Raw genomic sequence first — 23,778 nt, forward strand, 5'->3', positions numbered from 1 at the left:
ATAGTTCCAGCTGAGAAGGAGATCTACGTGGGCATGAAGATCGAGTCGGGCGAGTGGCTGCGGGTGCTGCGTGCCGACCCGGCTCCCCGGCGCTACCTGCTGTGTTTGCCGCCGGGCGGCGGTCCCGCCACCGCATATCGTGAATTCGCACAATGTTTCGGCGCGGGCACCGCGGTGCTGGCGGTGCAGTATCCGGGCAGGCAGGACCGCCTCGGCGAGGCGCCGATCACGGATCTGTGCGCGCTCGCGGACCTGATTGCCGAAGAGGTGCTGCGGCACGGGAACCTCGACGGGCTCGCGCTGTTCGGGCACAGCATGGGCGCGACGGTGGCGTTCGAAACGGCGCGGCGGCTCGAGCGCGGCGGCCGAGCGCTCACGGCCCTGTTCGTGTCCGGCCGTCCCGCACCGGCTTTCGTGGAGACGCAGCGGTTGCACCTCGGGTCGGACGAAGACCTGATCAAGGATCTGGAACGCCTGGCCGCCGACCCCGCGCCGATCCAAATGCTGCGGGACGAACCGAGTCTCGCGGAACTGGTGCTGCCCGCCGTTCGCGGCGACTACCAGGCCGTCGAAACCTATCGGTACACGCCGGGTGACCCACTGGCCGTCGATATCGCCGCGCTCGTCAGCACCGGCGATCCCACCATGCGACCGGAGCAGGCCGACGAGTGGCGCGAGGTCACCAGCGGAACCTTCGAGCGCACAACCTTTCCCGGCGGCCACTTCTTCGTGGACGAACGCCCGGCGGCGGTGGCGGAGGTCGTCGCGGCCCGGCTCGGCGAAGATCGCTCGCCCGCGTGATAGCCGAGAAGTATTGCCGCGGAAGGAACTAGCGAGCGGCCGGAAGGCGGGTGGCCGGCCCGGCCGCCCGTCGCCGCAGCACGGCGTAGCCCACCCAGGAGAGCACGACGACCACCGCGACGAGCACCCGGACCGCGCCGAGCGCGTGCTCCGGATAGATCACCCCGGTGATGTAGTGGTCGATGAAACCGCTCGGTGGCAGCCCCGCCTCGTCCGCTCGGTGGCGCGCCCAATTCTCCAGATGCGTGAGCGGGCAGTCGATGCCGAACAGCACCGTGCCGAATCCCCAGCCGAACGCGAGCACGTGCAGCCAGAGGGTGCGCGGCCACCGCCACGCCAGGTATCCACCGATCACCACGTACGCCACGAACACGAAATGCGCGGCGGCGGTGACATCGGCGAGCAACCGATACAGCACACCACCAGCTTAGCGATTCCGCCTCACCAGGGTGAGGGCTGATAATCCTTGAGGAAGCAGCCGTAGAGGTCGGTGCCCTGCTCGCCCTGCACGATCGGGTCGTAGACCCGGGCGGCGCCGTCGACCAAGTCCAGCGGAGCGTGGAAGCCCTCGTCTGCGAGGCGCATCTTCGTGTAGTGCGGGCGCTCGTCGGTGATCCATCCGGTGTCGACCGCGGTCATCAGGATGCCGTCGGCCTCGAGCATTTCGCGAGCGCTGGTGCGGGTCAACATGTTCAGCGCCGCCTTGGCCATATTGGTGTGCGGATGGCCGGGGCCCTTGTAGGCCCGGGAGAACTGGCCTTCCATCGCGGACACGTTGACGATGTACTTGCGCCGCGCGGCGGCCGCGGCCATGGCCGGCCGCAGCCGCGACACCAGGATGAACGGCGCGACCGAATTGCACAGCTGCACCTCGAGCAGCTCGGTGGGATCGACCTCGGCGACGGTCTGCACCCAGCTGTTGGTGTGCGCGAGGTCGGGCACCAGTCCGCCCGCGTCGATCGCGACGCCACGCGAAATGCGTTCGGGGGTGGCCGATCCCGCGACCAGCGCGAGTTCGGCGATATCGGCCGCGGACAGCGTCGGGGTGAGCGAGGCGGTGAGCGCGGTGGGGTGCGCCTGCATCGTCTTGCCGAAGGTGACCAGCTCGGGCAGCAGGCCCGCGGGCAGCGGCCCGGATTCGGCGTCGACCAGCGCGCTGTAGGCGCCGGGGGAGCGGCGCACGGTCTGGGCGGCGTTGTTGATCAGGATGTCCAGCGGGCCCTGCGCCGCCACGTCGTCGGCGAGCGCGACGACCTGGGCGGGATCGCGCAGGTCGATGCCGACCACGCGCAACCGGTGCAGCCAGTCCGCGCTGTCCTCCATCGCGGCGAAGCGGCGGACCGCGTCGTTCGGGAACCGGGTGGTGATCGTGGTGTGCGCGCCGTCGCGCAGCAACCGCAGCGCGATGTACATGCCGATCTTGGCCCGGCCGCCGGTGAGCAGGGCGCGCCGCCCGCTCAGATCGGTCCGTGCGTTCCGTTTGCCGTGGCTGCGCGCGGCGCACTCCGGGCACAGCTGGTGATAGAACGCGTCGACCTGGGTGTACTTCTGCTTGCAGATGTAGCAGGGCCGCGGCCGGATCAGCGTGCCCGCGCTGGCGCCCGCCGCGTTAGAGGCGAGCGGGATGCCCGCGGTCTCGTCGTCGATCCGCTGCGGCGAGCCGGTCGCGGTCGCGGCGACGACCTCGCGATCGGCGGCCGACACCGCCGCCCTGGCCTCGGTGCGCCGCCGCTGCTTGAGCTTCTTGAACATGTGGCCGACCGCGCGCTGCACCGCCACCGAGTCGGGATGGTCCTTCTCCAGTTGCCCGGCCTCGTCCAGTACGCGCAGACAGGTCGCGAGCTCGTCCGGATCAATCATGCTTTCGGCCATCGGTGGTACAGGCATCCTTTTGCTGAGCTGGGAAATCGACCCGCTCATTGTCGCAAACGCGTGAACCGGGTTGCCGCCCGGTTGCCTGCTCGGGCGGTTATGCGCGCAGCAGCCGCAGCGTCGTGTCCGCGGTCCCGCGCAGCAGCTCGATCGCTTCGGCGGTGGTCGGCGGCCTGCTGGTGGGAGTGGCGGTGACCGAGGACAGGCGCAGCCAGCTGATCTCGTAGGTGGTCCACCCGTGGCGGACGGCGAGGGTGACGCTGGTGGGCCGGGTGCCACCCGCGCTCTTGCGTTGTACGAGATACGCCTCGTCGCCGAGGCCGGACAGCGCGGTGATCTCGTCGTCCTCGGACAGCCGGGCCTGCGTCCAGGTCTGGAACCGAGCGGTGAATTCGGGGCCGGGATCGGTCTGCTTGTGCACCACCGCCCGCACCTTCACCGTGCTGTCGTCGCCGCGATCGAGCGCGCCGGGCGTGCTGAACCGGATCGTGCACGTCATCGTGTCCACGGCCGGGTGCAGAAGGGTTTGGTGCAGTGGGTATTTCGGGCCTGCCGCACTCGTGGGGGCGAGGGCGAACCCGGCGCGCAGATAGGGCGCGGTATCGGTGATCGCGCAGAGGTTGTCGACGTGGTGATAGCCCCGCAGATCGGGCGCGGCGGGGGTGGCTCGGTCGGTACCGGAGGTATCGAGCGAGGCGACGAACCAGAGCGCCGAGACCGCCGCCGCGGCGCCCAGTGCCCACTGCCAGCTCTTGCCGTGGGTGGACCCGCGCCAGGTCAGCGCGCGTCGTGGCGGCACCGTGCCGTCCGGATAAGGCCGTGGTGGTGCCGCCGGAGTCAGCGGCTGGTCCAGCCAGCCCGTGTAGTCGGGGCGCGAGGGCCCCGAACCCCCCGATCCCGTCATCGCCCCGAAAATATCACCTCGTCCGAGGTCCCGGGGAAGTTCGGATCAGGGTCGGCCGGTGCGCAGTTCTTCCGCAGCGGCGGTGCGGCCGAGCTGGTCCGCGCGTTCGGCGAGACGGGCGCGCAACGGTGCCGGGATCTCCGCGCGGACCTCGATCAGCCCGTCCCACACCACTTTCGGGGTGTCCGCGGTGAGTGCGACGAGGAACTCGTCGAGATCGTCCATGCCGTCGATGATGTCGAGCACCCGGGCGCGGCCGGCGGCATCCTGCGCGAGCGCGATCTCGACGAGGGTGTCGATATTGTCGCTGCGCGCCGCGACGAGCACCGCGGCCAAGAGTTGTGCGCGGCTCAGATCGCCGATGCAGGACGCCAGGATCGGGGTCGCGGTCGCCGGCAGCGCGTCGACCAAAGGCAAAGCCTGGGACCAGAGTTCGTGTTCGGCGGTGGTGCCGATCACCGCGCGCAGGACGTCCGGGTCCTGCATGATCGGCAGGCCCGCCATGCGCCTGCGGTCGGTGTCGGTCATCGCCAGGGCGATCGGGAGCATCGCGTTCCACAGGCCCGCGGCGTCGGCTCGGCCGACCAGCTCGCCGAGTTCGTCGTCCGGCTTGTCGGCCAGGCGCGCGGCCAGGATGGCCAGCTGATCCGGTTGCAGGTGCACCGCCAGCGGCAGCAGATCCAGCCAGAAGCCCTTCTGCAACGCGGCGTCCATGATCGAGGCGAGCACCGATTCCTCCTGTACCGCAGGTCTTTCGGCGAAAGCCCGCAAGCTGTCCGGGCTCATCGCGCTGGTCACCGGCAGCAGCGCGTCCCAGGCGTCCAGCGCGCGGACGGCCTCGATCAGGCCGTCCAGCACCGCGCCGCCGAGTCCGGCCGCGAGATCGCCGAGCGCGGCCCGGTTCTCGGGACCGACGCTGTCGAGCAGATCGAGACCCTCTGCCCAGAGGTCTTGTTCGTGCGCGGCCCGGATCACCCCGGCGAGGCGGTCGGTGAACAAACCCATCAGGCGGTCCAGCGCGGACTTGTCCTCCATGAGAAATCCGACCCGCAACAGATCGGCATCGCCGAGCACCGGTGCCGCGGCGCGCATCGATTCCTCCGGCACGACGCCGACGAACCTGCTCATGGTCACGTGGTCGTCGAGCCGCAGTAGTTCCCGGGCAACGTCGGCAACCAGCCGGGTCGGCACCGACGCGATGATGTCGGCGGTGCGCCGCGGGTCCAGCTGGGCCGCGGTCTCGGCGAGAAAGCGCGCGGGTAGCGCCTTCGCGATATCGATCGCGCGGGCCGGTTCGACCGATCCGGCGACGGCCGCGCACAGCACCGGTCCGAACGCGCGCTCGGCGGCCTTGGCGCTGATCACGGTCGGCACCAATTTCGTCGCCGCCGCGACCCGCCGCATCCGCGCGGCGTCGCGATCGAAGAGCAGGTCGGTGGCGCGTTCCCGGAACGCCCGGATCGCCTCGGGCGAAAGGCTGTGCAGGAACGCGAGATCCGCCGGGTCGGCGATATCCAGCAGTCGCGCGAGTTTCGTCGTTTCCGCGCGCACCATCAGCTGTGCGCTCATAAGCCGAGCGCCTTCTTCACGGCCGGTCGCATCAGCCGGGGGATCAATTGCAGCGAGGATTCGACCGCCGCGCCGAGGCGCTCGCCGCGGGCGCTGACGGCGGTACGCAGCAGGCGGTCGAGCTCGGCGAGGTCGGCCTCGGTGAGCCGGCCGAATTCGTCGGGCAGCGGTGCGCCGAGGGTCTGGGTCAGCGGGTGCGCCGGGTCCGGCATGGCATCTCCGTATCGGTTTCGAATTGTGTTGCGCGCGGCCGTGTTCCGGCGGGCGCGCGGGTCAGCTGCGGCGCGGGGTGATCGCGGCGCGGTCGGCGCGCAGGTCGTCGACGAAGTTGGCGATCGCCTCGGCGACCAGCAGCGGTTCGGTGACCGGCAGCCAGTGGTCCGCGGGCACGGCACAGCGCCAGAGCCGATCCACCCAGCGGGTCGAGGTGTCGTAGATGGCGGCGGGCACGAACGGATCGGTGGAGTCGACCAGCAGCTGCACCGGCACCGCGGTGCGCCGCAGTCGCGGGCGGCGCAGATGATGCAGCAGGTTGGCGTGCGCGATTCGGCCGCCGGAGACGAGGTCGGTGCGCCAGGTGCGGGCGATCCGCGCGGGGATCGGCGAGAGCCCGCCGAGCCGCTCCACCAGCAGCGTCCGCACCCGCGGCGGGTACAGCCGCCGTGCGACGGGGATCGGCCGCAACGTCCAGCGTGCGCCGTGCAGCCACCAGCCGAGATCGCCGAGCATGCCTTTGGCGTGCGGCGCGACCGCGCGCAGCCACAGTCCAAGATGATCGAGGTTGGGACCGGAAATGGCGGTGAACGAAGCGATCCGGGTGTTGGCCCGCGGATCGCACACCGCCTCCCACAGTTGCACCGCGCCCCAGCCGTGGCCGCAGGTGTGCACCGGCTGCTTCGGGCTCGCCGCGTCGATCACCGCGAAGAAGTCGGCGGCCAGCCGGTCCAGGCGGAAGTCCGCGAGCACGGCCGGAGTATCCGATCTGCCGTGCCCGCGCACGTCGTAGGTGATCACCCGGAAGCCGTCGCTCAGCAGCGCGGCGACGGTGGCCCACACGCGATGGGTGTCGGTGAGGCCGTGCACGAGAACCAGTGGTTCGGCCGCAGGGTCGCCCCATTCGAAAACGGCGAGATCGGCGCCGTCGGCGGTCACCGTCCACTGGCGGTCCGGGCGCGGCGTATCGGTGTCGATCAGGTTGGTCATGTTGTCAGCCTCGTTCGGGGGCGAGCTGCCGGTCGGTCACCAGGTGCCGTACCGCCAGTACGTTTTCCGATACCGACAGTACGAAGTAATCCCGGGCAAGGCGAGGGGTACGCCCAGACTATGGCGTACCTCACGCCGATAACCGTACTAGCGGTACGTGTATGCTGCGGTCGTGCCCCGACCCAGCTCTCGTCCTTCGGCGACCTCCCGCGCGGAGATCGTCGATGCCGCGATCCGGGTGATCGACCGGGCCGGGCCGCGGCCGAGCATGGACGACATCGCTCGCGAAGCCGCGATGACGAAGCCACGCCTGTATCGGCAGTTCGCCGACAAGGCCGATCTCTACACCGAGATCGGCAACCGGATGGCGAAGTCCGCGGCGGCCGCGGCGGGTAACGATCTGACGCTCATGCTGCAGCCTCCGCGCGCCGCGCTGCGCCGGGTGCTGACGGGTTATGCCGACAGTATTCTGCAGCATCCCAATGTTTTTCGCTTCCTCGGCCAGGCGCAGGTGACCCAGCAGTCCGACGGCACCGTGCTGCAATTCGACCTCGGCCGCGCCGCCTCGGATCGTTTCGCGCGGCAGGCGCGCGAGATCGCCGAGTCCATTCCGATCGAGACCGCGGGCATCGAATACCTGTCGCGCGCGGTGGTCGGCGTGGTCGTCTCGATCACCGACCTCTGGCTGGCCGATCCGGCGCCGTCGACGCGCACCGCGGAATTCGTCGATCAGGCCACCGAATTCGTGTGGGGCCTGATCGACGGCTTCCTGCGCAGACAGGGCATCTCCGCGGATCCGGACACGCCGATTCTCGCCTCGCTCACCGCCGTCAATCAGGCGCAGCGGCCCACGGGCTGATCGCGTCTCGTGTTCCCCCGGCACACCCGTGTGCCAGCCTTGTTGACAGTGTGCCAATAGTGCGCGAATCTGATGCAGAAGCACAGAACGAGCAAAGGATCCGAGATGGCACGCGCCGCGTGGAGTGACGACGAGGTCGAGGCGGTTCGCGACCTGGCGAAGGCGTTCTTCGAAAGGGAGGTGGTCCCGCACGAGGAGAAGTTCGTCGCGCAGGGTCACCCGGACCGCGCGCTGTACAACCGCGCGGGCGAGCTGGGCTTGCTGTGCACCGCCATTGCGGCCGAATACGGCGGTGGCGGCGGCACCTTCGCGCACGAGGCGGCGATCATCGAGGAGCAGACCCGTGCGGGCGACGGCGCGTTGGGCATGCCCGTGCACACGTCGATCATCGCGCCCTACATCAAGGAATTCGGGACCGAGGAACTCAAGCGGCGCGTGCTGCCCAAGGCGGCCGCGGGCGAGATCGTGCTCTCCATCGGCATGACCGAGCCGAGCACCGGGTCCGACCTGCAGAACATCAAGACCCGCGCGGTGCGCGAAGGCGACGAGTACGTCATCACCGGCTCGAAGATCTTCATCACCAACGGCTGGCTGTGCGACGGCATCATCATCGCCGCCAAGACCGACCCGACCAAGGGTGCGGCCGGGGTCTCACTGATCTACGCCGACGTGTCCGACGACACTCCCGGGTTCAAGCGCGGCCGCATCCTGAACAAGATCGGCGGCAAGGCGCAGGACACCGCCGAGCTGTTCTTCGACGGCCTGCGGGTACCCGCGACGAACCTGCTCGGCGAGTCCGAGGGCCTCGGCTTCTATCAGATGATGCAGATGCTGGCGCAGGAACGCCTGGTCACCGGCATCATCGCGGTCGCGATGATGGAGCAGGCCGTGCAGCTCACGGTCGAGTACACGAAGGGCCGCGAGGCGTTCGGCAAGCCGCTGTTCGCGATGCAGAACACCAAGTTCGAGCTCGCCGAGTGCGCCACCCTCGCCAAGATCAGCCGCACGTTCCTGGACGACTGCATCGTGCAGCACCTGCACGGTGAGCTGGACATCCCCACCGCGGCGATGTCGAAGTACTGGCTCACCGATCAGCTGGGTATCGTGGTTGACCGCTGCCTGCAACTGTTCGGCGGCTACGGCTACATGACGGAGTATCCGATTTCGCAGCTTTACACCGGCGCCCGCGTCCTGCGCATCCTGGCGGGTAGCAACGAGGTGATGAAGGATCTCATTGCCCGGTCTCTCTGATACCACGAGTGAGACCGCGGACGGTGCTGCGTCGCCGCGCCGCCGCAGGCTCGAACCCGACGAGCGGCGCGCGCAGATCCTCGCGTGCGCGATCGACATGTTCGGCGAGCGGCCCTACGCCGCGGTCTCGACCGCCGAGCTGGCGCAGCGGGCCGGTGTCGCGCGCGGTCTGATCAACCACTACTTCGGCAACAAGCGCGACCTGTATCTCGCGGTCGTGCGCCGGATGGTGACGCTGCCCAAGCTGGACGACATGATCGTGCCCACCGGCACGGAGCGCGAGCGGGTCGATGCCAGTGTGCACTGGCTGCTGGACACCATCGCCGAACACGGCAGCACCTGGGTGAAGGTGACCAGCCACGAGGGCGTCGGCGACGACCCCGAGGTGCAGCAGATCCTCGACCAGGCCGACGACGCCGCGGCCGAGCGGCTGCTGCTCATGATCGGCCTGGCCGATTCGGCACGCAGTGCGGCATTGCGCGCGATGGTCCGCGCGTACGGCGGGCTGGTGAAAGTGGCGGGGCGCGAATGGATCACCCGCGCCACGCTGACCCGGCCGCAGGTGCACGATCTGCTCGCCGACATGCTGATGACCCTGGTCACCGAATCGCTGCCGCGGGTGGACCGCAGGCATTGAGCGTGCCCGCGGTCGCGCGGATCAGCCGCCGGTTTCGGGGGCTACCTCGGCGGCCAGGGGTGCCGCGCTGTAGCGCACCGGCCGCCGGCTGCCCGGCGCGTGCCCCTGCCGCCCGTACTTCAGTTCGATGACTTCCGAGCGCCGGTGTTCGACCAACAGCGCGCCGACACCGAGGATCCAGAATGTCGCGGTCGCGATCGCGCCGATCTGGACCCATTCGCTGAATCCGTACCCCGCCGCGGTGAGCGTGCACGCCATCGCGACGATGCCGAGTGCGCACAGAATCAAACCGGGCACGTAGTAGTTGTCGCCGAGCAGATCGCCGGCCTGTGCATGCCACGGCCGCTCGTCGCGGCCGTCGGGGTCGGTGCTACCGAGCATGGTTCCTCCTGGGAGTCAGCGCAAGATCAGTGACACGGAGCGCGTGCGAGACCGCACGGTGTGCTCAGCATGAACCGTCGTCGCACGAAACCGCGCGCAACGTTGTCGGTTCGTTATTTCGGTTGCCGCACCGTATTTCGACCTTTCGGATGATCCGGCCGCCGTCGGACCCCTATTGTGGGTCGGGATATCGGGGCGGGTCCGGAGTGTCCGAGGTTCCTGCGCGGTGTGTGGTGTGGAGAGGGAACCTGGCATGGCACGGGCTGAACGCCGTGAAACGGAACGCTGGCCTGCGGCAGCGCAGCAGGACGATCGGTGGCCGGAGGCGGCGGAGGAGGAGCGCTGGGCCGAACCCGACCCCGACGAACGGTGGCAGGAGCCCGCGCCGAGCCGGCGTCGCACCGGACGGCTGCGGGTGGAGATCCCGCCCATCGTCAACCCCTACGCGATCGTCGCGCTGGTGGCGGCGTTGCTCGGATTGTTCCCCGTCGCCATCGTGTTCGGTTTCATCGCGTTCTCCCATCCGCGGGGCCGGGTGATGGCGCTGTTCGCACTGCTGATCGGCGTGGCCGAGGTGACGGCCCTGGTCGGTTTCTTCGTGCTGGCCGGAAACGTGTTGCCGGACAGCGTGACCCGGGCGAACAAGCCGACAATGAACCTGTCGGCGCAGGCGACGACGGATCGACCACCACCCACGACGATCACCACTGTGGTGCCGCCGTCCGCGGCCCCGAGCGTGACCGCCACCTCGGCGAGTCAGAGCAACCTGAAGAAGGGCTCGGCCTGTACCGAGTCGCAGGCCGGGCAGATCGGCACCGGGGCGGACGGCACGACGCTGCTCTGCCTGCAAAACGCGAGCAGCTACCAGTGGTCCGGCCCGGTCAACGTGTCCACGACGACGCAGCAGCCGGGCACGAAATGTGATGGCACCACCGGCAAGACGGCCCGCACCGCCGACGGCCGCGCGCTGATCTGCGAGAACCCCGGACGCAACGGCACCTGGGCGCTGTGGACCACTGAATAGCGGGGACCACCGAATAGCAGGGGACCACTGAATAGCCCCGGCCCGGTCTACTCTTCTTTCTTGGCCCGGCTCGGCTGGACCCGGGGCGGTTCGTTCGGCATCTTCGGATACTGCGGCGGCCACGGCGCGTCGAGCAGACCCGAGGCCATATCCCGCTCCGACATCGCCAACAGCGGCGCGATCGACTGCGGCGCACGGCCGGCCCACGGATCGCCGAACTCGGCCAGCCGCGCGGGCACGGTGGCGATGGTGAGTTCGTCGGGCACCACCTCGGCCAACGCGTCCCAGGTGATCGGCGTGGACACCTGCGCGCCGACCTTCGGGCGCACGCACCACGCGCCGAAAACGGTCTTGTGCGGCGCGTTCTGGTTGAAATCGACGAACACGCGATTGCCGCGCTCTTCCTTCCACCACTGTGCGGTGATCGTGTCCGGATGCCTGCGCTCCAGCTCCCTGGCCAGCGCGACGGCGGCCGCACGCACCTGATAGCCGTCCCAATTCGGTTCCAGCGCGACATAGATGTGCAGGCCGCGCGAACCGGAAGTCTTGATCCGCGACTCGATGCCCAGTTCCGTGCACAGGTCGCGGGTGAGCACGGCGGCCTGTTTGAGATCGTCGAACGTGATGCCGGGCGACGGATCGAGGTCGATGCGCAGTTCGTCGGCGATCTTCAGATTGTCCGCCCGGTTCGGCCACACGTGGAAGCCGAGGCAGCCCTGGTTCACCGCCCACAGGATGTGCGCGAGGTCGTGCGCGACGAGCGCGTCGCTGGTGGTGCCGTTCGGTGTGGACACCTCGACGGTGTGCAACCAGTCCGGCGCCGACTTGGGCACCCGCTTCTGGAACCACGACTTCCCGGACGCGCCATCGGGATACCGTTCCAACAGCAGCGGGCGCCCGCCGACGACACTCAGGAACGGCTCGGCCACCGCCTGGTAGTAGCGGACCAGGTCCAGCTTCGTCTCACCACGCTTGGTGAAATAGACCTTGCCGGGGTTGCTGATGGTGACGGTCCGGCCGTCGACCTCGATATCGACCGATTCGGTCATGATTTCGCCTCGCTGAAGATCTCACTCAGCTCGGCGGGCGGCGCCTCGTCCAGCTGTGCGTAGGTGCACGACTCGGGGGTGCGGTCGGTGCGGAACCGAACCAGCCTGCCGCCGTGCCGGAGCCGGCCGGACTGCACGTGTTCGTAGCGGACCTCGGCGACCAGTTCGGTGCGTAACGCCTCCCACGAGAGGTCCTTGCCGCCGGTCCAGCGGCTCACCCCGCCGGGCATCTTGCCGTCGGCTCTGGCCTGTGCCGCGGCGTCGGCCCATTCGCGCCATGGATGGTTCTCCAGCGCGTTCTCCCGCAGCGGCGCGAGTTCGCCGACGAGTTCTTTGCGCCGGGCCGCGGTGAAGCTGCTCGCCACGCCGACGTGGTGCAGATTGCCCTCGTCGTCGAAGAGCCCGAGCAGCAGCGAGCCAACGCCTTCGCCGTCCTTGTGCCAGCGGAAGCCGGCGACCACGCAGTCGGCGGTGCGTTCGTGCTTGACCTTCAGCATCACGCGCTTGTCCTGCAGGTAGGCCAGCCCGTCGGCCTTGACCATGACGCCGTCGAAGCCCGCGCCCTCGAACCGGGTGAACCAGTCCTCGGCGACGTCGGGGTCCTGGGTGATGGGAGTCAGGTGCACCCGAGCGGGTTTGGTATCGAGGATGGTCTCGAGCAGTCGCCTGCGTTCGGCGAACGGCTCCTCGGTGAGGTCGCGGTCGCCGAGGGCGAGCAGATCGAACGCGACGAAACTGGCCGGCGTCTCCACCGCCAGCTTGTTGACCCGGGACGCGGCGGGATGCAGCCGGTTCTGCAGCGTGTCGAAGTCCAGGCCCTGATCGGTGACCACCACGATCTCGCCGTCGACCACGCACCGGTCCGGCAGCGCCTGCCGCAACAACTCGGCGACCTCGGGGAAATACCTGGTCAACGGGCGGTCGTTGCGGGAGCCGAGTTCCACCTCGGCACCGTCGCGGAAGACGATGCAGCGGAAGCCGTCCCATTTCGGCTCATAGCTGAGCCCGGGTTCACGGGGCACGCCCGGCGCGGTTTTGGCCAGCATCGGCCGGACTGGTGGCATCACCGGTAAGTCCACGCGAACTACCCTCCTCGGTTCGTGTTCCTTACCGATGCAGACGGCATGTTCGAGCAGAATTCATCGGCACTTGCCGATGATCGTAGGCGCCGCAGCCGACAAGATCGGGAATTGGCGGCTGCGGCGGAACACGGGTCAGTTGTCCAGCCAACCGTGTTGCTCGGCGAAGGCGGTGAGCCGGTCGCGGATGGTGAGGATCTCCCCGGCGGTCAATGCGGGACTGGCGTCCAGCAGCAACTCGGTGATGAGGCGTTTGTGTTCGGCGACCGTGAGGTGCCCGGAGTTCGACCGGTGTTTCGATTTGTGCGGTAGCACCGGCGGGTTCGGCTGACCGCCGACGACGGTCAGGTTCACCGCCTTCGGCCCGCGATCGCCCTCGGTCATGTCGAATTCGAATACCCGGCCCTGGCGTAACTCGTCCTCATCCAGGCCGATGTCGTTGACATGCACGAATACGTCCGGACCGCCGTCCTCCGGTCGAATGAAACCGAATCCCCGAGAGCTGTCGAACGAGACCAATTTCCCGATGGACACCAACACCCACTCCTCGCCACGCGGTCACTACCCGGTCACCTTAGCCCGCCTTATCCTCGTCGTTGGACGAAAGCGCCTTTTGCAATGAATTGAAAACCGTGAGTCCTTGACCGACCATTCCGTTCACCAGTTCGCCGACGCCGTCCGGCCCGTTGAGCACGGTGAGATTGGCGTTCGCCAGCCCGTTGGAGGCCTGCTTCACGATTTCGGGCAGCTGCTCGATCAACAACTGGTCCAACGCGATCCGGTTGTTCGACGCCGCCGCGGCGGCCTGGATCCGGGTGCGGTCGGCCTCGGCCTCGGCCAGGATCCGTACCCGATCCGCCTCCGCCTGAGCGGGTTTCACGACTTCGGTCTGCAACTGCTGCTCGCGCAGCTCGGCCTCCTTGCGCGCCTGCTCGGCCTGCGCGGTGAGCACCTCCTGTAGCGCCATCGCCTCGGCGAGCGGACCGGCTTGTGCCGCTTCGGCATTCGCCTTGTCGATATCGCGCTGGTACTGCGCGCGCAGGATCGCCGTCTCGCGCTGGTACTCGGCCTGCCTGCGCAGCGACTCCTGTTCGGCCTGGGCCGCGAGCTGTGCCGCCTGGGACTGGGCGATCTGCGCGTCCCGCTGCACGCTGGCGTTGTGCGGTGCGGCCAGCGCCTGAATGTAGCCGAGATTTCCGTCGTCGATGGACTGGATCTGGAACGAATCGACCCACAGGCCGATATTGCCCATCTCCACTTTCGACGCGACCAGGACCTCGTCGGCCAGCTTCTGGCGTTCCCGGATGATCTCCTCGACCGTCATCGAGCCGACGATCGAGCGCAGGTGACCGGAGAAGATGCGGCCGGTGAGCACCGACATCTCCTTTTCCTGTTCGGACAGGAAGCGTTGCGCCGCATTGACGATCGACTGGGTGTCGTTGGCGACCTTGAACGCGATCACCGCGCGCACCTCGAGCTGGATCGCCTGCTTGGTGACGCAGCGCTCCTTGATCTCGGCCTCGAACATGGCCAGCGACAGGTAGCGCACTTTGCGGAACAGCGGCACCACCCAGCTGCCGCGGCCGATCACCACCTTGAACGGCGTGTTGTCCTTGCTCTTGGCGCCGCTGATCAGCATCGCCTCGTCCGGGTCGGGTACGTGGTAGCCCAGCACGGTTGTCTCCCTTGTTGTTTCAAATTCCTTCGGCCGGATCCGGCGTCAGCGGGATCCAGGGCACCACATCGACGACGCGTCCGGGGTGCACCTCGATGACCAGCACCGCGGCGCCGGCCGGAATCGCTTCGGCCGCACGGGCGATGTACAGCTCTTTGCCCCCGCGAATCGCCACCAAGACCTCCCCCAACCTGCCCGCACCCCGGATGGGCGAGGTGAGCGTACCCGTCAAACCGACCACGGGGTCGCTCATCGCACCGATCTCCTCCCACTGACACTCCGAGTGGCCACACTACGTCCCGGGCAGCGGGTTTCCCAGGCGACAGCGCCGGGTGAATCCGGTTCGTGACCGCGGCGGTTGCTCCGCGCGCCGGTGCCCGCCGCGGTCGCCTCGGCCGCGGCGCGCGGGCGTAGGGGCTGAACGACCAGGTTGCGGGTGTCTCAGTATGCCGAGGGGCGCGCGGGTATGTTGCTTGCATGGGAGGACGGCTCGCATTGGTGGTCGGGTCCGAATGTGTGGCGCTGGGGGAGCTGGGTTTCACCGGCGAACTCGCGACGGGGTTGTACGGGAGTCTGACCGAGGCCGGTGGGTGGCGCGCGGCGACGGACGAGGACGGTCCGGTACTGAATCCGACAGCGGCGCAACTGGTCACGGCGGTGGACGAGGCGTTCGCGGCGGCCGCGCAGCGGCAGGCGACGTTGCTGCTCGCCTTCATCGGTCACGGCGTGGCGACCAACGCCGAGGATTTCTATCTGCTCGGCCACGACTCACCCGCGAACCCGAACTCGCACAATGCCTTTCATCTGACGCAGGAGATCAGGGAGCGGCTGAACCAGTCGGCGCTGGACGGGCTGGTGGTGCTGGTCGACGCCTGCGAGACCGGGCAGGGCGTGCTCGGCGCGGCGCGCCGGTGGACCGATCTGCTCGCGCAGTCGGCGGGGCGGATGGAGATGCTGGTCGCGGCGAGCGACGGCCCGGCGTTCTCCGGGTGCTTCACCAGGACCATGCTGTCCACCTTCGGCGCGGGGTTGCCGCTGCGCGGTGAGAACCTGCTGCCCGCCGATCTGGTCGATCCGATCGCGGGCGAGTGCGTTCATCAACAGCCGCAGTATCTTTCGTTCACCTCCGGCGCGGTGTCGGTGGAACACGGTGCCGACCCGGGACTCTGGTTGGTGCCCAACACCGCCCGGCACCGTGACGCCGTGAGCGGGCGCTCCGCAGCGGGATTCGTCGATCAGCTGACCCGCGGGTTGCTGGTGACCCCCGACGTGCGCGAACACCTGGACGCCATCGTCGACGCGGGGTCGCATCGCCTGCGCGTGGTGATCGGACCGACCGGCGCGGGCAAATCGACGTTGCTGGCCATGCTGATTCGGCCGAGCCTGGTCGAAGGCCTGGCGGTGACCCCCGAATACATCACCGCGGCAGTGTTTCTCACCGCCGCGAGCTCGATCGAGGCGGTCGCGGCCGAGCTGGCCGCCCAATTGAGCGCGCGGCTACCCGGTTTCGCCGATGCCGCCCGGTCCGTACGCGCGCACCGATCGCGCGACGAGTTCGACATCTTCGATATCGCGGTGCGTCATCCGCTGGCGCGCCTGTCCACCGCGGGCCGCCGGGTGACGCTGGTGTTCGACGGGCTCAACCAGCCCCAGCCGGGCACCCGGCGCCTGCTCTGCGCCGCCATCTGCGATCTGACGAAACGCGAAGACCTGCGCCATGTTCGGGTGATCGCCGGGGTGCGCGACGGAACCGGCGTGGAGGACGAGCCCACCCTGGCGCACATGCACCGGATCGAGGTCGGCGAGCCCGCCGCCGACGACATCGCCACCGTCGTGGGATCGGCGCGCGGCACCGGTGCGCCGGCCGACCCCGCCGATTGGGTGCGGTGGATCCAGGGCCTGCTGTCCGAAACACCGACGGCCGTCGAGGACGACACCCACGTGGTCTCCGGCGGCTGGCTGCTGGCACGCATGCTGCTCGAGGTGGCCCCGAGCATCACCGACGGCGCGGTGGCCGCCGGGATCGGCCTGGACCGGATCGTCACCCTGCGCGTCGACGCGGCGCTGCGCGGCATGCAGCCCGACACCGTGCGCGCCGCGGGCACCTACCTCGGTGTGCTCATCGCCGCGGGCGTCGGGCCGGTGCTGCCGCTCGAGCTCGCCGACGCGGCGCTGACCTCGCTCGGCATCGACCTGCACATCGCCCGGATCCGCGATATCACGGTGGCGCTCGGCGCGCTGGTCACCCGCAGTCACCCCGGCACGCTGCGCGAATCGATCGGCGTGACGCACGGCGCGTTGCTGCCCGGACTGCGCGCGGAATGCAAACAGCTGGGCGTGGAGATCGAGGACGCGCACCGGGCCATCGTCGCGGCCATCAAACACAGTCAGAGCGATCGCGGCGCCGACTATGCCCGCGGTTCGGCGGTGCGGCACTGCCTGGCCTACCGGGATTCCACCAGCGCGCTGCACTTCCTGGAGATGTTGCAGACCGCGCGCGCCGCCGACAACCGGGACCTGTGGGCGGCCTGGGTGCCCGCGTTCGTCGAGACCCTCGGTCCGGATCATCCCGACACCCTGACGACCCGCAGCCGCGAGGCCTATCACCGGGCCGAGAGCGGTGATTACCTCGGCGCCATCACGGCTTTCGAGCAGCTGCTCGTCGACCGGCTCCGGGTGCTGGGCCCCGATCATCCGAAAACCCTTGGCACACGCACCAATCTGGCCACCTATCGCGCCCGCTGCGGTGACTACCCCGGCGCCCGGGCGGATTACCAGCGCCTGCTCGCCGATCAGATCCGGCTGCTGGGCCCCGACCATCCCGATACCCTGCGCACCCGTAACGACCTGGCGTCCAATCGTGCCGACCAGGGCGACCTGGTCGGTGCGATCGTCGATTTCGAGGCCCTGCGCGCAGACCGCGCCCGCATCCTCGGCCCCGACCACCCGCAAACCCTGCGCACTCGCAACAGCCTCGCCTACTGGCACGGTGAGCACGGCGACGTCGCCGCGGCCCGGCACGAATTCGAGCAGCTGCTCGCCGACTGCCTGCGCATCTTCGGTCCGGACCATCCCGCCACCCTCAGCGCCCGCGACAATCTCGCGGCATTTCGCGCCCGCAGCGGCGATATCGCCGGTGCGCGCGCCGAATTCACGCACCTGCTCGACGACCGGCTCCGCGTGCTCGGGGCGGATCATCCCGACACGCTCACCACGCGGAGCACGCTGGCCTCGTATCGCGCCGACGCGGGTGATCTGCCCTGCGCCATCGCCGAACTCGAACAGCTGCTGGCCGATCGGCTGCGGGTGCTCGGTCCCGATCATCCCGACACCTTCGCCACCCGCAACGACCTGGCCTCCCGGCAGGCCGAACACGGCGACCTCGGCAAAGCGATCGCCGAACTGGAAGTCCTGCTGGTGGCCGAACTGCGCGCCCTGGGTCCGACCCACGCCGCGACGATCCGTACGCAGACCACCCTCGCGCACTGGCGCGCTCGTCTCGCGGGATAGCGCGATCCGGCCGCCGGGTATCTTGCTTGCATGGGAGGACGGCTCGCACTGGTGGTGGGGTCGGAGTGTGTCGCGCTGGGGGAGTTGGGGTTCACCGCGGCGCTGGCCGGCGACCTGTACAGCGGCCTGCGCCGGTCCGGCGGATGGTCGGCGGCGACCGGTACGACCGGGCCGGTGCTGAATCCCACTGCCGCCGAACTGGTGTCGGTGATGGACGAGGCGTTCCGGGTCGCCTCCGAGCAGCGGGCGACCCTGCTCGTCGCGTTCATCGGTCACGGCGTCGCGACCGGTGCCGGGGATTTCTTCCTGCTCGCGCACGATTCCCCGGCGGTGCCGCGCTCGCACAACGCCTTTCACCTCGCCCAGGGCATCCGGGAACGGTTGAACGAGTCGACGCTGGACGGACTGATCGTGCTGATCGACGCCTGCGAGACCGAACAGGGCGTCCGGGGCGCGGCCACCAGATGGACCGATCTGCTCGCCGACGCCGCGGGCCGGATGGAGCTGCTGGTGGCGTCGGGGGCCGGGCCCGCGTATTCCGGATGTTTCACGCGCACGGTGCTGGCGACGTTCGACACCGGCCTGCCGTTGCGCGGCGAAACCCTGCTCGCCCATGATCTGGTGGACCCGATCGCGCGCAGCTGCCGGCTCCAGGAACCGCAGCACCTGTCCTTCACCGCGGGCGCGGTGTCCGGCACGCCGGGCGGTGATCCCGGACTGTGGTTGGTGCCCAACGCCGCTCGGCGGCGCGACGCGCTGACCGGGCGGCCCGCGGCCGGTCTGCTGGATCAGCTCACGCGGGATGTGGTGGTGACCGACGCGCTGCGCGAAAGCCTGATCGATCTCGTCGAATCGGGCGGGCGGCGCCTGCGCGGGGTGGTCGGGCCGGCCGGGTCGGGCAAATCGACGCTGCTGGCACTGCTGATCCGGCCGAGTGTGGCCGAGGGGCTGCCGATCGTGCCCGAATACGTCACCGCGGCAGTGTTTCTCACCGCGAGCAGCTCGCTCGAGACCGCGGTCGGAGAGTTGGCGGCGCAGCTGTCGGATCGGCTGCCCGGGTATGTCCAGGCCGCCGGCGTGCCCTGGACCGGGACGGGCGAGCCGGACATCTTCGAGCTGGAACTGGCCGCCCCGCTGGCCCGGTTGCGCCGGGCGGGGCAGCGGATCACGCTCGTGTTCGACGGGCTCGATCTGCCGGAGCCGGGGAGCCGGGATCTGCTGATCGACGCCGTCGCCGAGCTGACCGAACGGCCCGAGTTGCCGCACGTCCGCGTCATCGTCGGCGTGCGGGCCGCAGCGGCGGCGCAGGCCGATCCCCGGCTGGGGCACATGCATTCGATCGCCGTCACCGGGCCCGGGGTCGGCGAGATCGCCGCCGAGGTGCAGCGCGGCGATCGACCGGCCTACTCCGCCGACACCGGTTACCTGGGCATCGACTACATGGCCGGGGATCTCGGGCCCGCCGACGATCCCCGGGTTCCGGCCGGCTGGCTGCTGGCCAAGCTGCTCCGTGAACTCCATCCGAGCGCGAGCGCCCGCTTGTCCTCGCGCGCCGGCATCGATACTCTTGCCGCGCAACGTCTTCGGCGCGCCGCGGCGTCGGCGGCACCGGAGGTCGCGGACGCCATCGGCCGGATGGTCGCGATTCTCGTCGCGGCGGGCGTGGGCCCGGTCCTGCCCATCGAGGTGCTGGAAACCGCGCTGGCCGAATGGCAGCGGCCGCTGCGCACCGCCGGAATCCGGGACGCCGCGGTCGGACTCGGTGCCCTGCTCACGCGCAGCCGTCCCGGGACGGCGGACGAAACGCTCGGCATCGCCCATGACGCTCTCCTCGCGGGGTTGACGGCGGCCTGCGATGCGCTGGAGGCGAGCATCGAGGACGCGCACACGGCGATCCTGCTGGCGATCCGGACGCGCGGCGGCGAGCGGAGCGCGGAGTACGCCCGTGCGGCGGGCGCGCGGCACTACCTCGCCGGCGGCGACGGCCGCCGGGCGGTCGATCACCTCGTCGAACTCGAAACCGTTCGCGCCGCCGACAATCGGGACATGTGGGCGGCGTGGGTGCCCTCGATCGCGGCCGTGATCGGCGATCGGCATCCGGATACGTTGCGCGCCAGGGAGTATCTCGCGACGCGGCGCGCGGACAGCGGTGACTTTCGCGGAGCGGTCGCCGACTACGAGCGGGTGCTCGCCGACGAGATCGCGATCTTCGGCGCCGACCATCGCAACACCCTGTCGACCCGGTATCGGCTCGCGGCCGCGCGTGGGGAGATCCGCGATCCGGCGGGCGCCGCGGCGGAACTGGAAGACGTGCTCGCGGACCAGCGCCGGGTTCTCGGTGCGGACGATCCGGATACGCTGCGTACCCGCGGCAAGCTGGCGTCATTGCGCGCGGTACAGGGCGATGTGGCCGGTGCGATCGCCGAAACCGAAGAGCTGCTGGCGATTCGGCGTCGAGTGCTCGGTCCGGCGCATCCCGAGACCCTGGCGACCCGGAGCAATCTCGCCGGATACCGGGTGATGGGCGGTGATTCGGCCACAACCGTCGGCGAGCTACAGGCGCTGCTGGCTGAGCAGTTGGGGGTGTTGCCGTCCGATGATCCGCGCGTGCTGCTCACCCGGGCCAAACTCGCCACCGCGCGAGCCCGTGGCGGCGATACCGAGGGGGCGATCGCGGCGGGCGAGGTGCTACTGGCCGATCAGGTGCGCGTGCTCGGCCCCGAGGATCCCGTCACCCTGCGCACCCGAGCCGATCTGGCGGGCTATCGGGCGCGCGGCGGGGACCTGGACGCGGCGATCCAGGAGCTGTACGGCGCGCTGACCGAGCGGATCAAGGTGCTGGGGCCTGATCACCGTGAGATCCTCTACACCAGAGGCAATCTCGCGTATCTGCGGGCGAAGAACGGCGACCTGCACAGCGGACTGCGCGAGGCGCGGCTGGTGCTGGCCGATCAGCTGCGGGTCCTCGGCAGCGACCATCCGGACACTTTCGTCACCCGCGGCAATCTCGCGGCCTTCCGAGCCAAGGCCGGGCAGGTGGCGGCCGCGGAGTCGGAAAGCCGGGCGCTGCTCGCGGATCAGCTGCGCGTCCTCGGCCCCGAACATCCGCAAACCCTGTTGACCCGCAACAACCTCGCGGCCTATCGCGCCAGGAATGGCGACGTGCCGGGCGCGGTCGCCGAACTGACCGCACTGCTCGGCGACCGCGAGCGCATCCTGGGCCCCGACCACCCCGACACCGTCCGCACCCGGGAAAACCTCACCCACTGGCTGTCCCGCCCCGCGCCCTGACCGCGGACATCAGCGCAGATCCCGGCCGGCTCGGTCGCCCCGACCACGACGCGACCTCCGCGCATCGCTCGGCCCATAGGAGTCGCTCGGCCTCCGAGCGAGCAGCGGTTTGTATGCTGAGACCAGCCGTCGGACGACCGTCGGCCAGCGGGAACGGGCCCGCAGGACAGCGGGAACCAGCCCGCGGTGAGTGTGGAGGCATATGTCCGAGACATTCGATTGGTCTTGGCTGCGGGAAGTGACCGCCGTACCGGAGATCACGCTGGATTCGTATCTCGACTTGCCCGAGGACCTGTCTCGACAGATCGAGGTCGAAGATGGCCGGATCATTCACTGCGAGTCGCCGAGCCCGAGCCATCAACGCATCTCGCGCAATCTGGTTCAAGCGGTGCTGGACGCGACCGAGAAGCACGATCGGGACAACCACAGCTGTCACGAGGTCAACGGTGAGCTCGATGTATTGTTCGCCGAGGTACCGAGGTTCAATTACCGGCGGCCTGACGTGGTTGTCTACCGCTGCGTTCCGAGGGATCGGGGAGGTTGTTGGAAGGACAAGCCGATCGCCGGTGATGTCGTCGTAGTCGCCGAGGTCGTCTTTGCTTCGACTATCACCGAAGACCTCATCACGAAGCGCAAGCTGTATGCGAAGGCCGGGATTCCGCACTACTGGATAATTCGAATGGCAGGCGATGACGGAATCGCGGTATCGGTCGAACGGCTTCGGTTGTCTGCGGACCAGGTCTATGTCAGCGGGGGCTCGGCAATTCGCGACCGGGATCTGTTCGCCGTGCAAACGTCCGATCCGCTGGAGATCACGGTGACCTGGGCGCAGCTGGATCGCGGATTTCCCGCCTGATCCGGTCCACGGCGCGGAACGCGCGCCGTCAGCGCAGGTCGCGGGCCAGTTTGGTGGCCCCGACCACGAAGTAGCTGCCGGTCAGGGCGGTCATGGTGAGTGCGACCGGTCGCGGGAGGTCGCCGCGCACGCTGTGTGCGGCACCGTGCGTCGTGTCGATGAGGTCGACCAGCAACGCCAGCCGCTGCCACCGCGTCCGCTCCGCCTCCGCCGCACCGAGATACCCCAGTCCCAGCGCGATTGCCCGTGCACCGAAAATCCTTGTCATGTAAGTCAGTTCCGGCGTGGGCCGAATCCCGAACGCCTTCGCGAACGGCCCGGGGACGGCCAGCGCCGCGACCCCGAGGGTAATCCGGCCCACCGCGAGACCGCGTAGCGCACTAGTAATTCCCATACCCCGAGCCTGCCCCGCACACCCGCACCGGGTCGATTACCTCCGAGGTAATCGACCCGGACGACCCTATGCGGTCCAGCGGCCGCGGACGCCGGCGAAGACCTTCGCGGCGGGGTCGGCGGTGATCTTGTCGGAGTCGGTGTCGTAGTCGTAGAGCTCGGCGTAGCGGCCCCAGTCGATGGCGATGTCGAGTTGGCGGCGGGCGTCGTCGGGGCCGAAGCCGCGGCGCAGCAGGTCGAGGAAGAAGCCGGCGCGCAGGCTGCCGTCGGAGCTGCCCGCCAGGCCTTTGCAGATGGTGCGGACCAGCGGGGCGCGATGACGGGCCTGCTCGGCGAAGATGCGCTTGCTCTCCTGGATGTCGGCGCTGGTGAACGCGGTGCCGATATCGGTGAGCAGGACATCGCCGTCCTCGACGGTGCTGAAGCCGAGCAGCTCGGCGGCGTCGACCAGCGGGAGCAGATCGTCGATCTCGAAGTTGAGTTCGTCGGCGATATCGGGCAGATCGGCCCGCCCGCCGCCGGCATAGACCAGTTCGACCAGGCCGGCGAGCCCGCCGACCGAGGCGTCGGGCAGCGGTTGGGCGGTGGGTGTGGCCTTGTCCGGTCCGGTGACCACCGGTTCGGTATCCCGCCCGGTCAGCAGCCCGTAGATCTGATCGACCATGGCCTCGAACCACGGCGCCCGCCGATCGCGTGGACGCGGGTGCGATACCGCGATCTCGGCGATGATCCGTCCCGGGTTGGAGCCGAGCACGAGCACCCGGTCGGCCAGCTGCACCGCCTCTTCGATGTTGTGCGTGACGACGCAGATCGCCTTGGTGGGGAAATCGGCGGTGGCCCAGAGGTTCACGAGCTCGGTGCGCAGGTTCTCCGCGGTCAGCACGTCGAGCGCGGAGAACGGCTCGTCCATCAGCAGCAGATCCGGTTCGAGCACCAGCGCGCGGGCGAACCCGACCCGCTGGCGCATACCGCCGGAAAGCTCCTTGGGATAGGCGGATTCGAAGCCGTCGAGGCCGATCATGTCGATGGCGGCGAGCGCACGCTGCTTGCGTTCGGCGGGCGCCACATTCCGTGCCGCGAGGCCCAGCTCGACGTTGTCCTGCACGGTGAGCCACGGCATCAGCGCGAACGACTGGAAGACCAGTGCCGCACCGGGATTGCTGCCGTTCAGGGCCGTGCCCCGGTACCGGACCTCGCCGTCGGACGGCGCGATGAGCCCGGCGATGATGCGCAGCAGCGTGGACTTGCCCGAACCCGAACGGCCCAGCAGCGCAACGATTTCACCGCTGCGCAGTTGCAGGTCGATACCGTCCAGCACGCGCAGCTCGTCGCCCGCGGCGCCGGTGAACCGCTTGCCGACCGCGGCGATGTCGAGCAGTACTTCGGACGTGGTGGACGTGGTCATGAGCGACCTCCTGTCGAGC

At 69.2% G+C, this 23,778-nt stretch carries 22 protein-coding genes; 8 read left to right on the top strand and 14 right to left on the bottom strand.

Going from position 1 to position 23,778, the window contains the following annotated elements:
* Window positions 1–33: 33 nt before the first annotated feature.
* Window positions 34–801, top strand: a complete 768-nt coding sequence (locus tag O3I_RS19925) for a thioesterase II family protein (protein WP_014984766.1) — start codon at window positions 34–36, stop codon at window positions 799–801.
* A gap of 28 nt (window positions 802–829) precedes the next feature.
* Here O3I_RS19925 and O3I_RS19930 read toward each other — a convergent pair whose 3' ends face one another.
* The 6 genes from O3I_RS19930 to O3I_RS19955 all read right to left on the bottom strand — a co-directional run bounded on the left by O3I_RS19930 (window position 830) and on the right by O3I_RS19955 (window position 6,349).
* On the bottom strand, window positions 830–1,219 hold the full coding sequence (locus O3I_RS19930) for a DUF2784 domain-containing protein (protein ID WP_014984767.1): 390 nt from the start codon (window positions 1,217–1,219) through the stop codon (window positions 830–832).
* Between the two features lie 23 nt (window positions 1,220–1,242).
* Window positions 1,243–2,673 carry an SDR family NAD(P)-dependent oxidoreductase gene (locus tag O3I_RS19935; RefSeq protein ID WP_014984768.1) on the bottom strand — a complete coding sequence of 477 codons (1,431 nt, stop codon included), beginning with the start codon at window positions 2,671–2,673 and terminating at the stop codon, window positions 1,243–1,245.
* Window positions 2,674–2,770: 97 nt separating this feature from the next.
* Window positions 2,771–3,577: a hypothetical protein gene (locus tag O3I_RS19940; RefSeq protein WP_014984769.1), complete on the bottom strand. Its 807-nt coding sequence runs from the start codon at window positions 3,575–3,577 to the stop codon at window positions 2,771–2,773.
* 45 nt (window positions 3,578–3,622) lie between these two features.
* Window positions 3,623–5,146 (bottom strand): hypothetical protein, encoded by a 1,524-nt coding sequence (locus tag O3I_RS42765; protein ID WP_014984770.1) that lies wholly within the window; start codon window positions 5,144–5,146, stop codon window positions 3,623–3,625.
* The gene (locus O3I_RS19950; protein ID WP_014984771.1) at window positions 5,143–5,358 is read right to left on the bottom strand and encodes a hypothetical protein; all 216 of its coding nucleotides are present in this window, start codon (window positions 5,356–5,358) and stop codon (window positions 5,143–5,145) included. The genes O3I_RS42765 and O3I_RS19950 overlap by 4 nt, the downstream gene beginning before the upstream one ends.
* A gap of 61 nt (window positions 5,359–5,419) precedes the next feature.
* Complete coding sequence (locus O3I_RS19955) at window positions 5,420–6,349, bottom strand: alpha/beta fold hydrolase (protein ID WP_014984772.1); 930 nt, start codon at window positions 6,347–6,349, stop codon at window positions 5,420–5,422.
* 172 nt (window positions 6,350–6,521) lie between these two features.
* Between O3I_RS19955 and O3I_RS19960 the strand changes: the two genes are divergently transcribed.
* The 3 genes from O3I_RS19960 (at window position 6,522) to O3I_RS19970 (ending at window position 9,096) form a co-directional block, all read left to right on the top strand.
* Window positions 6,522–7,208: a TetR/AcrR family transcriptional regulator gene (locus tag O3I_RS19960; RefSeq protein WP_041564057.1), complete on the top strand. Its 687-nt coding sequence runs from the start codon at window positions 6,522–6,524 to the stop codon at window positions 7,206–7,208.
* Between the two features lie 105 nt (window positions 7,209–7,313).
* A complete protein-coding gene (locus O3I_RS19965) occupies window positions 7,314–8,459 on the top strand; it encodes an acyl-CoA dehydrogenase family protein (RefSeq protein ID WP_014984774.1) in 1,146 nt (381 codons plus the stop codon).
* Window positions 8,443–9,096 carry a TetR/AcrR family transcriptional regulator gene (locus O3I_RS19970; RefSeq protein WP_014984775.1) on the top strand — a complete coding sequence of 218 codons (654 nt, stop codon included), beginning with the start codon at window positions 8,443–8,445 and terminating at the stop codon, window positions 9,094–9,096. The genes O3I_RS19965 and O3I_RS19970 overlap by 17 nt, the downstream gene beginning before the upstream one ends.
* Window positions 9,097–9,117: 21 nt before the next feature.
* Here O3I_RS19970 and O3I_RS19975 read toward each other — a convergent pair whose 3' ends face one another.
* Window positions 9,118–9,477, bottom strand: coding sequence for a hypothetical protein (locus tag O3I_RS19975; protein ID WP_014984776.1), 360 nt, complete (start codon window positions 9,475–9,477; stop codon window positions 9,118–9,120).
* A gap of 253 nt (window positions 9,478–9,730) precedes the next feature.
* On the opposite strand from O3I_RS19975, the gene O3I_RS19980 reads away from it, so the two are divergent.
* Window positions 9,731–10,501 (top strand): DUF4190 domain-containing protein, encoded by a 771-nt coding sequence (locus O3I_RS19980; protein ID WP_014984777.1) that lies wholly within the window; start codon window positions 9,731–9,733, stop codon window positions 10,499–10,501.
* A gap of 47 nt (window positions 10,502–10,548) precedes the next feature.
* Here O3I_RS19980 and ligD read toward each other — a convergent pair whose 3' ends face one another.
* The 5 genes from ligD to O3I_RS20005 all read right to left on the bottom strand — a co-directional run bounded on the left by ligD (window position 10,549) and on the right by O3I_RS20005 (window position 14,557).
* Window positions 10,549–11,550, bottom strand: coding sequence for a non-homologous end-joining DNA ligase (ligD, locus tag O3I_RS19985; protein WP_014984778.1), 1,002 nt, complete (start codon window positions 11,548–11,550; stop codon window positions 10,549–10,551).
* On the bottom strand, window positions 11,547–12,629 hold the full coding sequence (locus O3I_RS19990) for an ATP-dependent DNA ligase (protein ID WP_193364896.1): 1,083 nt from the start codon (window positions 12,627–12,629) through the stop codon (window positions 11,547–11,549). The genes ligD and O3I_RS19990 overlap by 4 nt, the downstream gene beginning before the upstream one ends.
* A gap of 135 nt (window positions 12,630–12,764) precedes the next feature.
* Complete coding sequence (locus O3I_RS19995; RefSeq protein ID WP_014984780.1) at window positions 12,765–13,169, bottom strand: cold-shock protein; 405 nt, start codon at window positions 13,167–13,169, stop codon at window positions 12,765–12,767.
* A gap of 34 nt (window positions 13,170–13,203) precedes the next feature.
* Window positions 13,204–14,304, bottom strand: a complete 1,101-nt coding sequence (locus tag O3I_RS20000) for an SPFH domain-containing protein (RefSeq protein WP_014984781.1) — start codon at window positions 14,302–14,304, stop codon at window positions 13,204–13,206.
* A 19-nt stretch (window positions 14,305–14,323) separates the two neighbouring features.
* On the bottom strand, window positions 14,324–14,557 hold the full coding sequence (locus tag O3I_RS20005; RefSeq protein WP_014984782.1) for a hypothetical protein: 234 nt from the start codon (window positions 14,555–14,557) through the stop codon (window positions 14,324–14,326).
* A 224-nt stretch (window positions 14,558–14,781) separates the two neighbouring features.
* Between O3I_RS20005 and O3I_RS42770 the strand changes: the two genes are divergently transcribed.
* From O3I_RS42770 to O3I_RS20020, 3 genes are all read left to right on the top strand, one after another.
* On the top strand, window positions 14,782–17,814 hold the full coding sequence (locus tag O3I_RS42770; protein ID WP_081594045.1) for a tetratricopeptide repeat protein: 3,033 nt from the start codon (window positions 14,782–14,784) through the stop codon (window positions 17,812–17,814).
* 30 nt (window positions 17,815–17,844) lie between these two features.
* Window positions 17,845–21,105, top strand: a complete 3,261-nt coding sequence (locus O3I_RS42775; protein ID WP_014984784.1) for a tetratricopeptide repeat protein — start codon at window positions 17,845–17,847, stop codon at window positions 21,103–21,105.
* Window positions 21,106–21,343: 238 nt separating this feature from the next.
* Window positions 21,344–21,961: a Uma2 family endonuclease gene (locus O3I_RS20020; RefSeq protein WP_041562727.1), complete on the top strand. Its 618-nt coding sequence runs from the start codon at window positions 21,344–21,346 to the stop codon at window positions 21,959–21,961.
* A gap of 28 nt (window positions 21,962–21,989) precedes the next feature.
* Here O3I_RS20020 and O3I_RS20025 read toward each other — a convergent pair whose 3' ends face one another.
* Together O3I_RS20025 and O3I_RS20030 are read right to left on the bottom strand one after the other, a co-directional pair.
* Window positions 21,990–22,355, bottom strand: coding sequence for a hypothetical protein (locus O3I_RS20025; protein WP_041562728.1), 366 nt, complete (start codon window positions 22,353–22,355; stop codon window positions 21,990–21,992).
* Between the two features lie 66 nt (window positions 22,356–22,421).
* The gene (locus O3I_RS20030) at window positions 22,422–23,759 is read right to left on the bottom strand and encodes an AAA-associated domain-containing protein (RefSeq protein ID WP_014984787.1); all 1,338 of its coding nucleotides are present in this window, start codon (window positions 23,757–23,759) and stop codon (window positions 22,422–22,424) included.
* Window positions 23,760–23,778 lie beyond the last annotated feature (19 nt).

The organism is Nocardia brasiliensis ATCC 700358 (genome assembly GCF_000250675.2).
GTDB classification, from domain to species: Bacteria; Actinomycetota; Actinomycetes; order Mycobacteriales; family Mycobacteriaceae; genus Nocardia; species Nocardia brasiliensis_B.

Coding starts and splice junctions, on each gene's coding strand:
- O3I_RS20025 (WP_041562728.1), bottom strand. CDS start 22,355: ATGGGAATTACTAGTGCGCTACGCGGTCTCGCGGTGGGCCGGATTACC.
- O3I_RS19950 (WP_014984771.1), bottom strand. CDS start 5,358: ATGCCGGACCCGGCGCACCCGCTGACCCAGACCCTCGGCGCACCGCTG.
- O3I_RS20030 (WP_014984787.1), bottom strand. CDS start 23,759: ATGACCACGTCCACCACGTCCGAAGTACTGCTCGACATCGCCGCGGTC.
- O3I_RS19925 (WP_014984766.1), top strand. CDS start 34: ATGAAGATCGAGTCGGGCGAGTGGCTGCGGGTGCTGCGTGCCGACCCG.
- O3I_RS19965 (WP_014984774.1), top strand. CDS start 7,314: ATGGCACGCGCCGCGTGGAGTGACGACGAGGTCGAGGCGGTTCGCGAC.
- O3I_RS19940 (WP_014984769.1), bottom strand. CDS start 3,577: ATGACGGGATCGGGGGGTTCGGGGCCCTCGCGCCCCGACTACACGGGC.
- O3I_RS20005 (WP_014984782.1), bottom strand. CDS start 14,557: ATGAGCGACCCCGTGGTCGGTTTGACGGGTACGCTCACCTCGCCCATC.
- ligD (WP_014984778.1), bottom strand. CDS start 11,550: ATGACCGAATCGGTCGATATCGAGGTCGACGGCCGGACCGTCACCATC.
- O3I_RS42775 (WP_014984784.1), top strand. CDS start 17,845: ATGGGAGGACGGCTCGCACTGGTGGTGGGGTCGGAGTGTGTCGCGCTG.
- O3I_RS19935 (WP_014984768.1), bottom strand. CDS start 2,673: ATGGCCGAAAGCATGATTGATCCGGACGAGCTCGCGACCTGTCTGCGC.
- O3I_RS19955 (WP_014984772.1), bottom strand. CDS start 6,349: ATGACCAACCTGATCGACACCGATACGCCGCGCCCGGACCGCCAGTGG.
- O3I_RS42770 (WP_081594045.1), top strand. CDS start 14,782: ATGGGAGGACGGCTCGCATTGGTGGTCGGGTCCGAATGTGTGGCGCTG.
- O3I_RS19980 (WP_014984777.1), top strand. CDS start 9,731: ATGGCACGGGCTGAACGCCGTGAAACGGAACGCTGGCCTGCGGCAGCG.
- O3I_RS42765 (WP_014984770.1), bottom strand. CDS start 5,146: ATGAGCGCACAGCTGATGGTGCGCGCGGAAACGACGAAACTCGCGCGA.
- O3I_RS19975 (WP_014984776.1), bottom strand. CDS start 9,477: ATGCTCGGTAGCACCGACCCCGACGGCCGCGACGAGCGGCCGTGGCAT.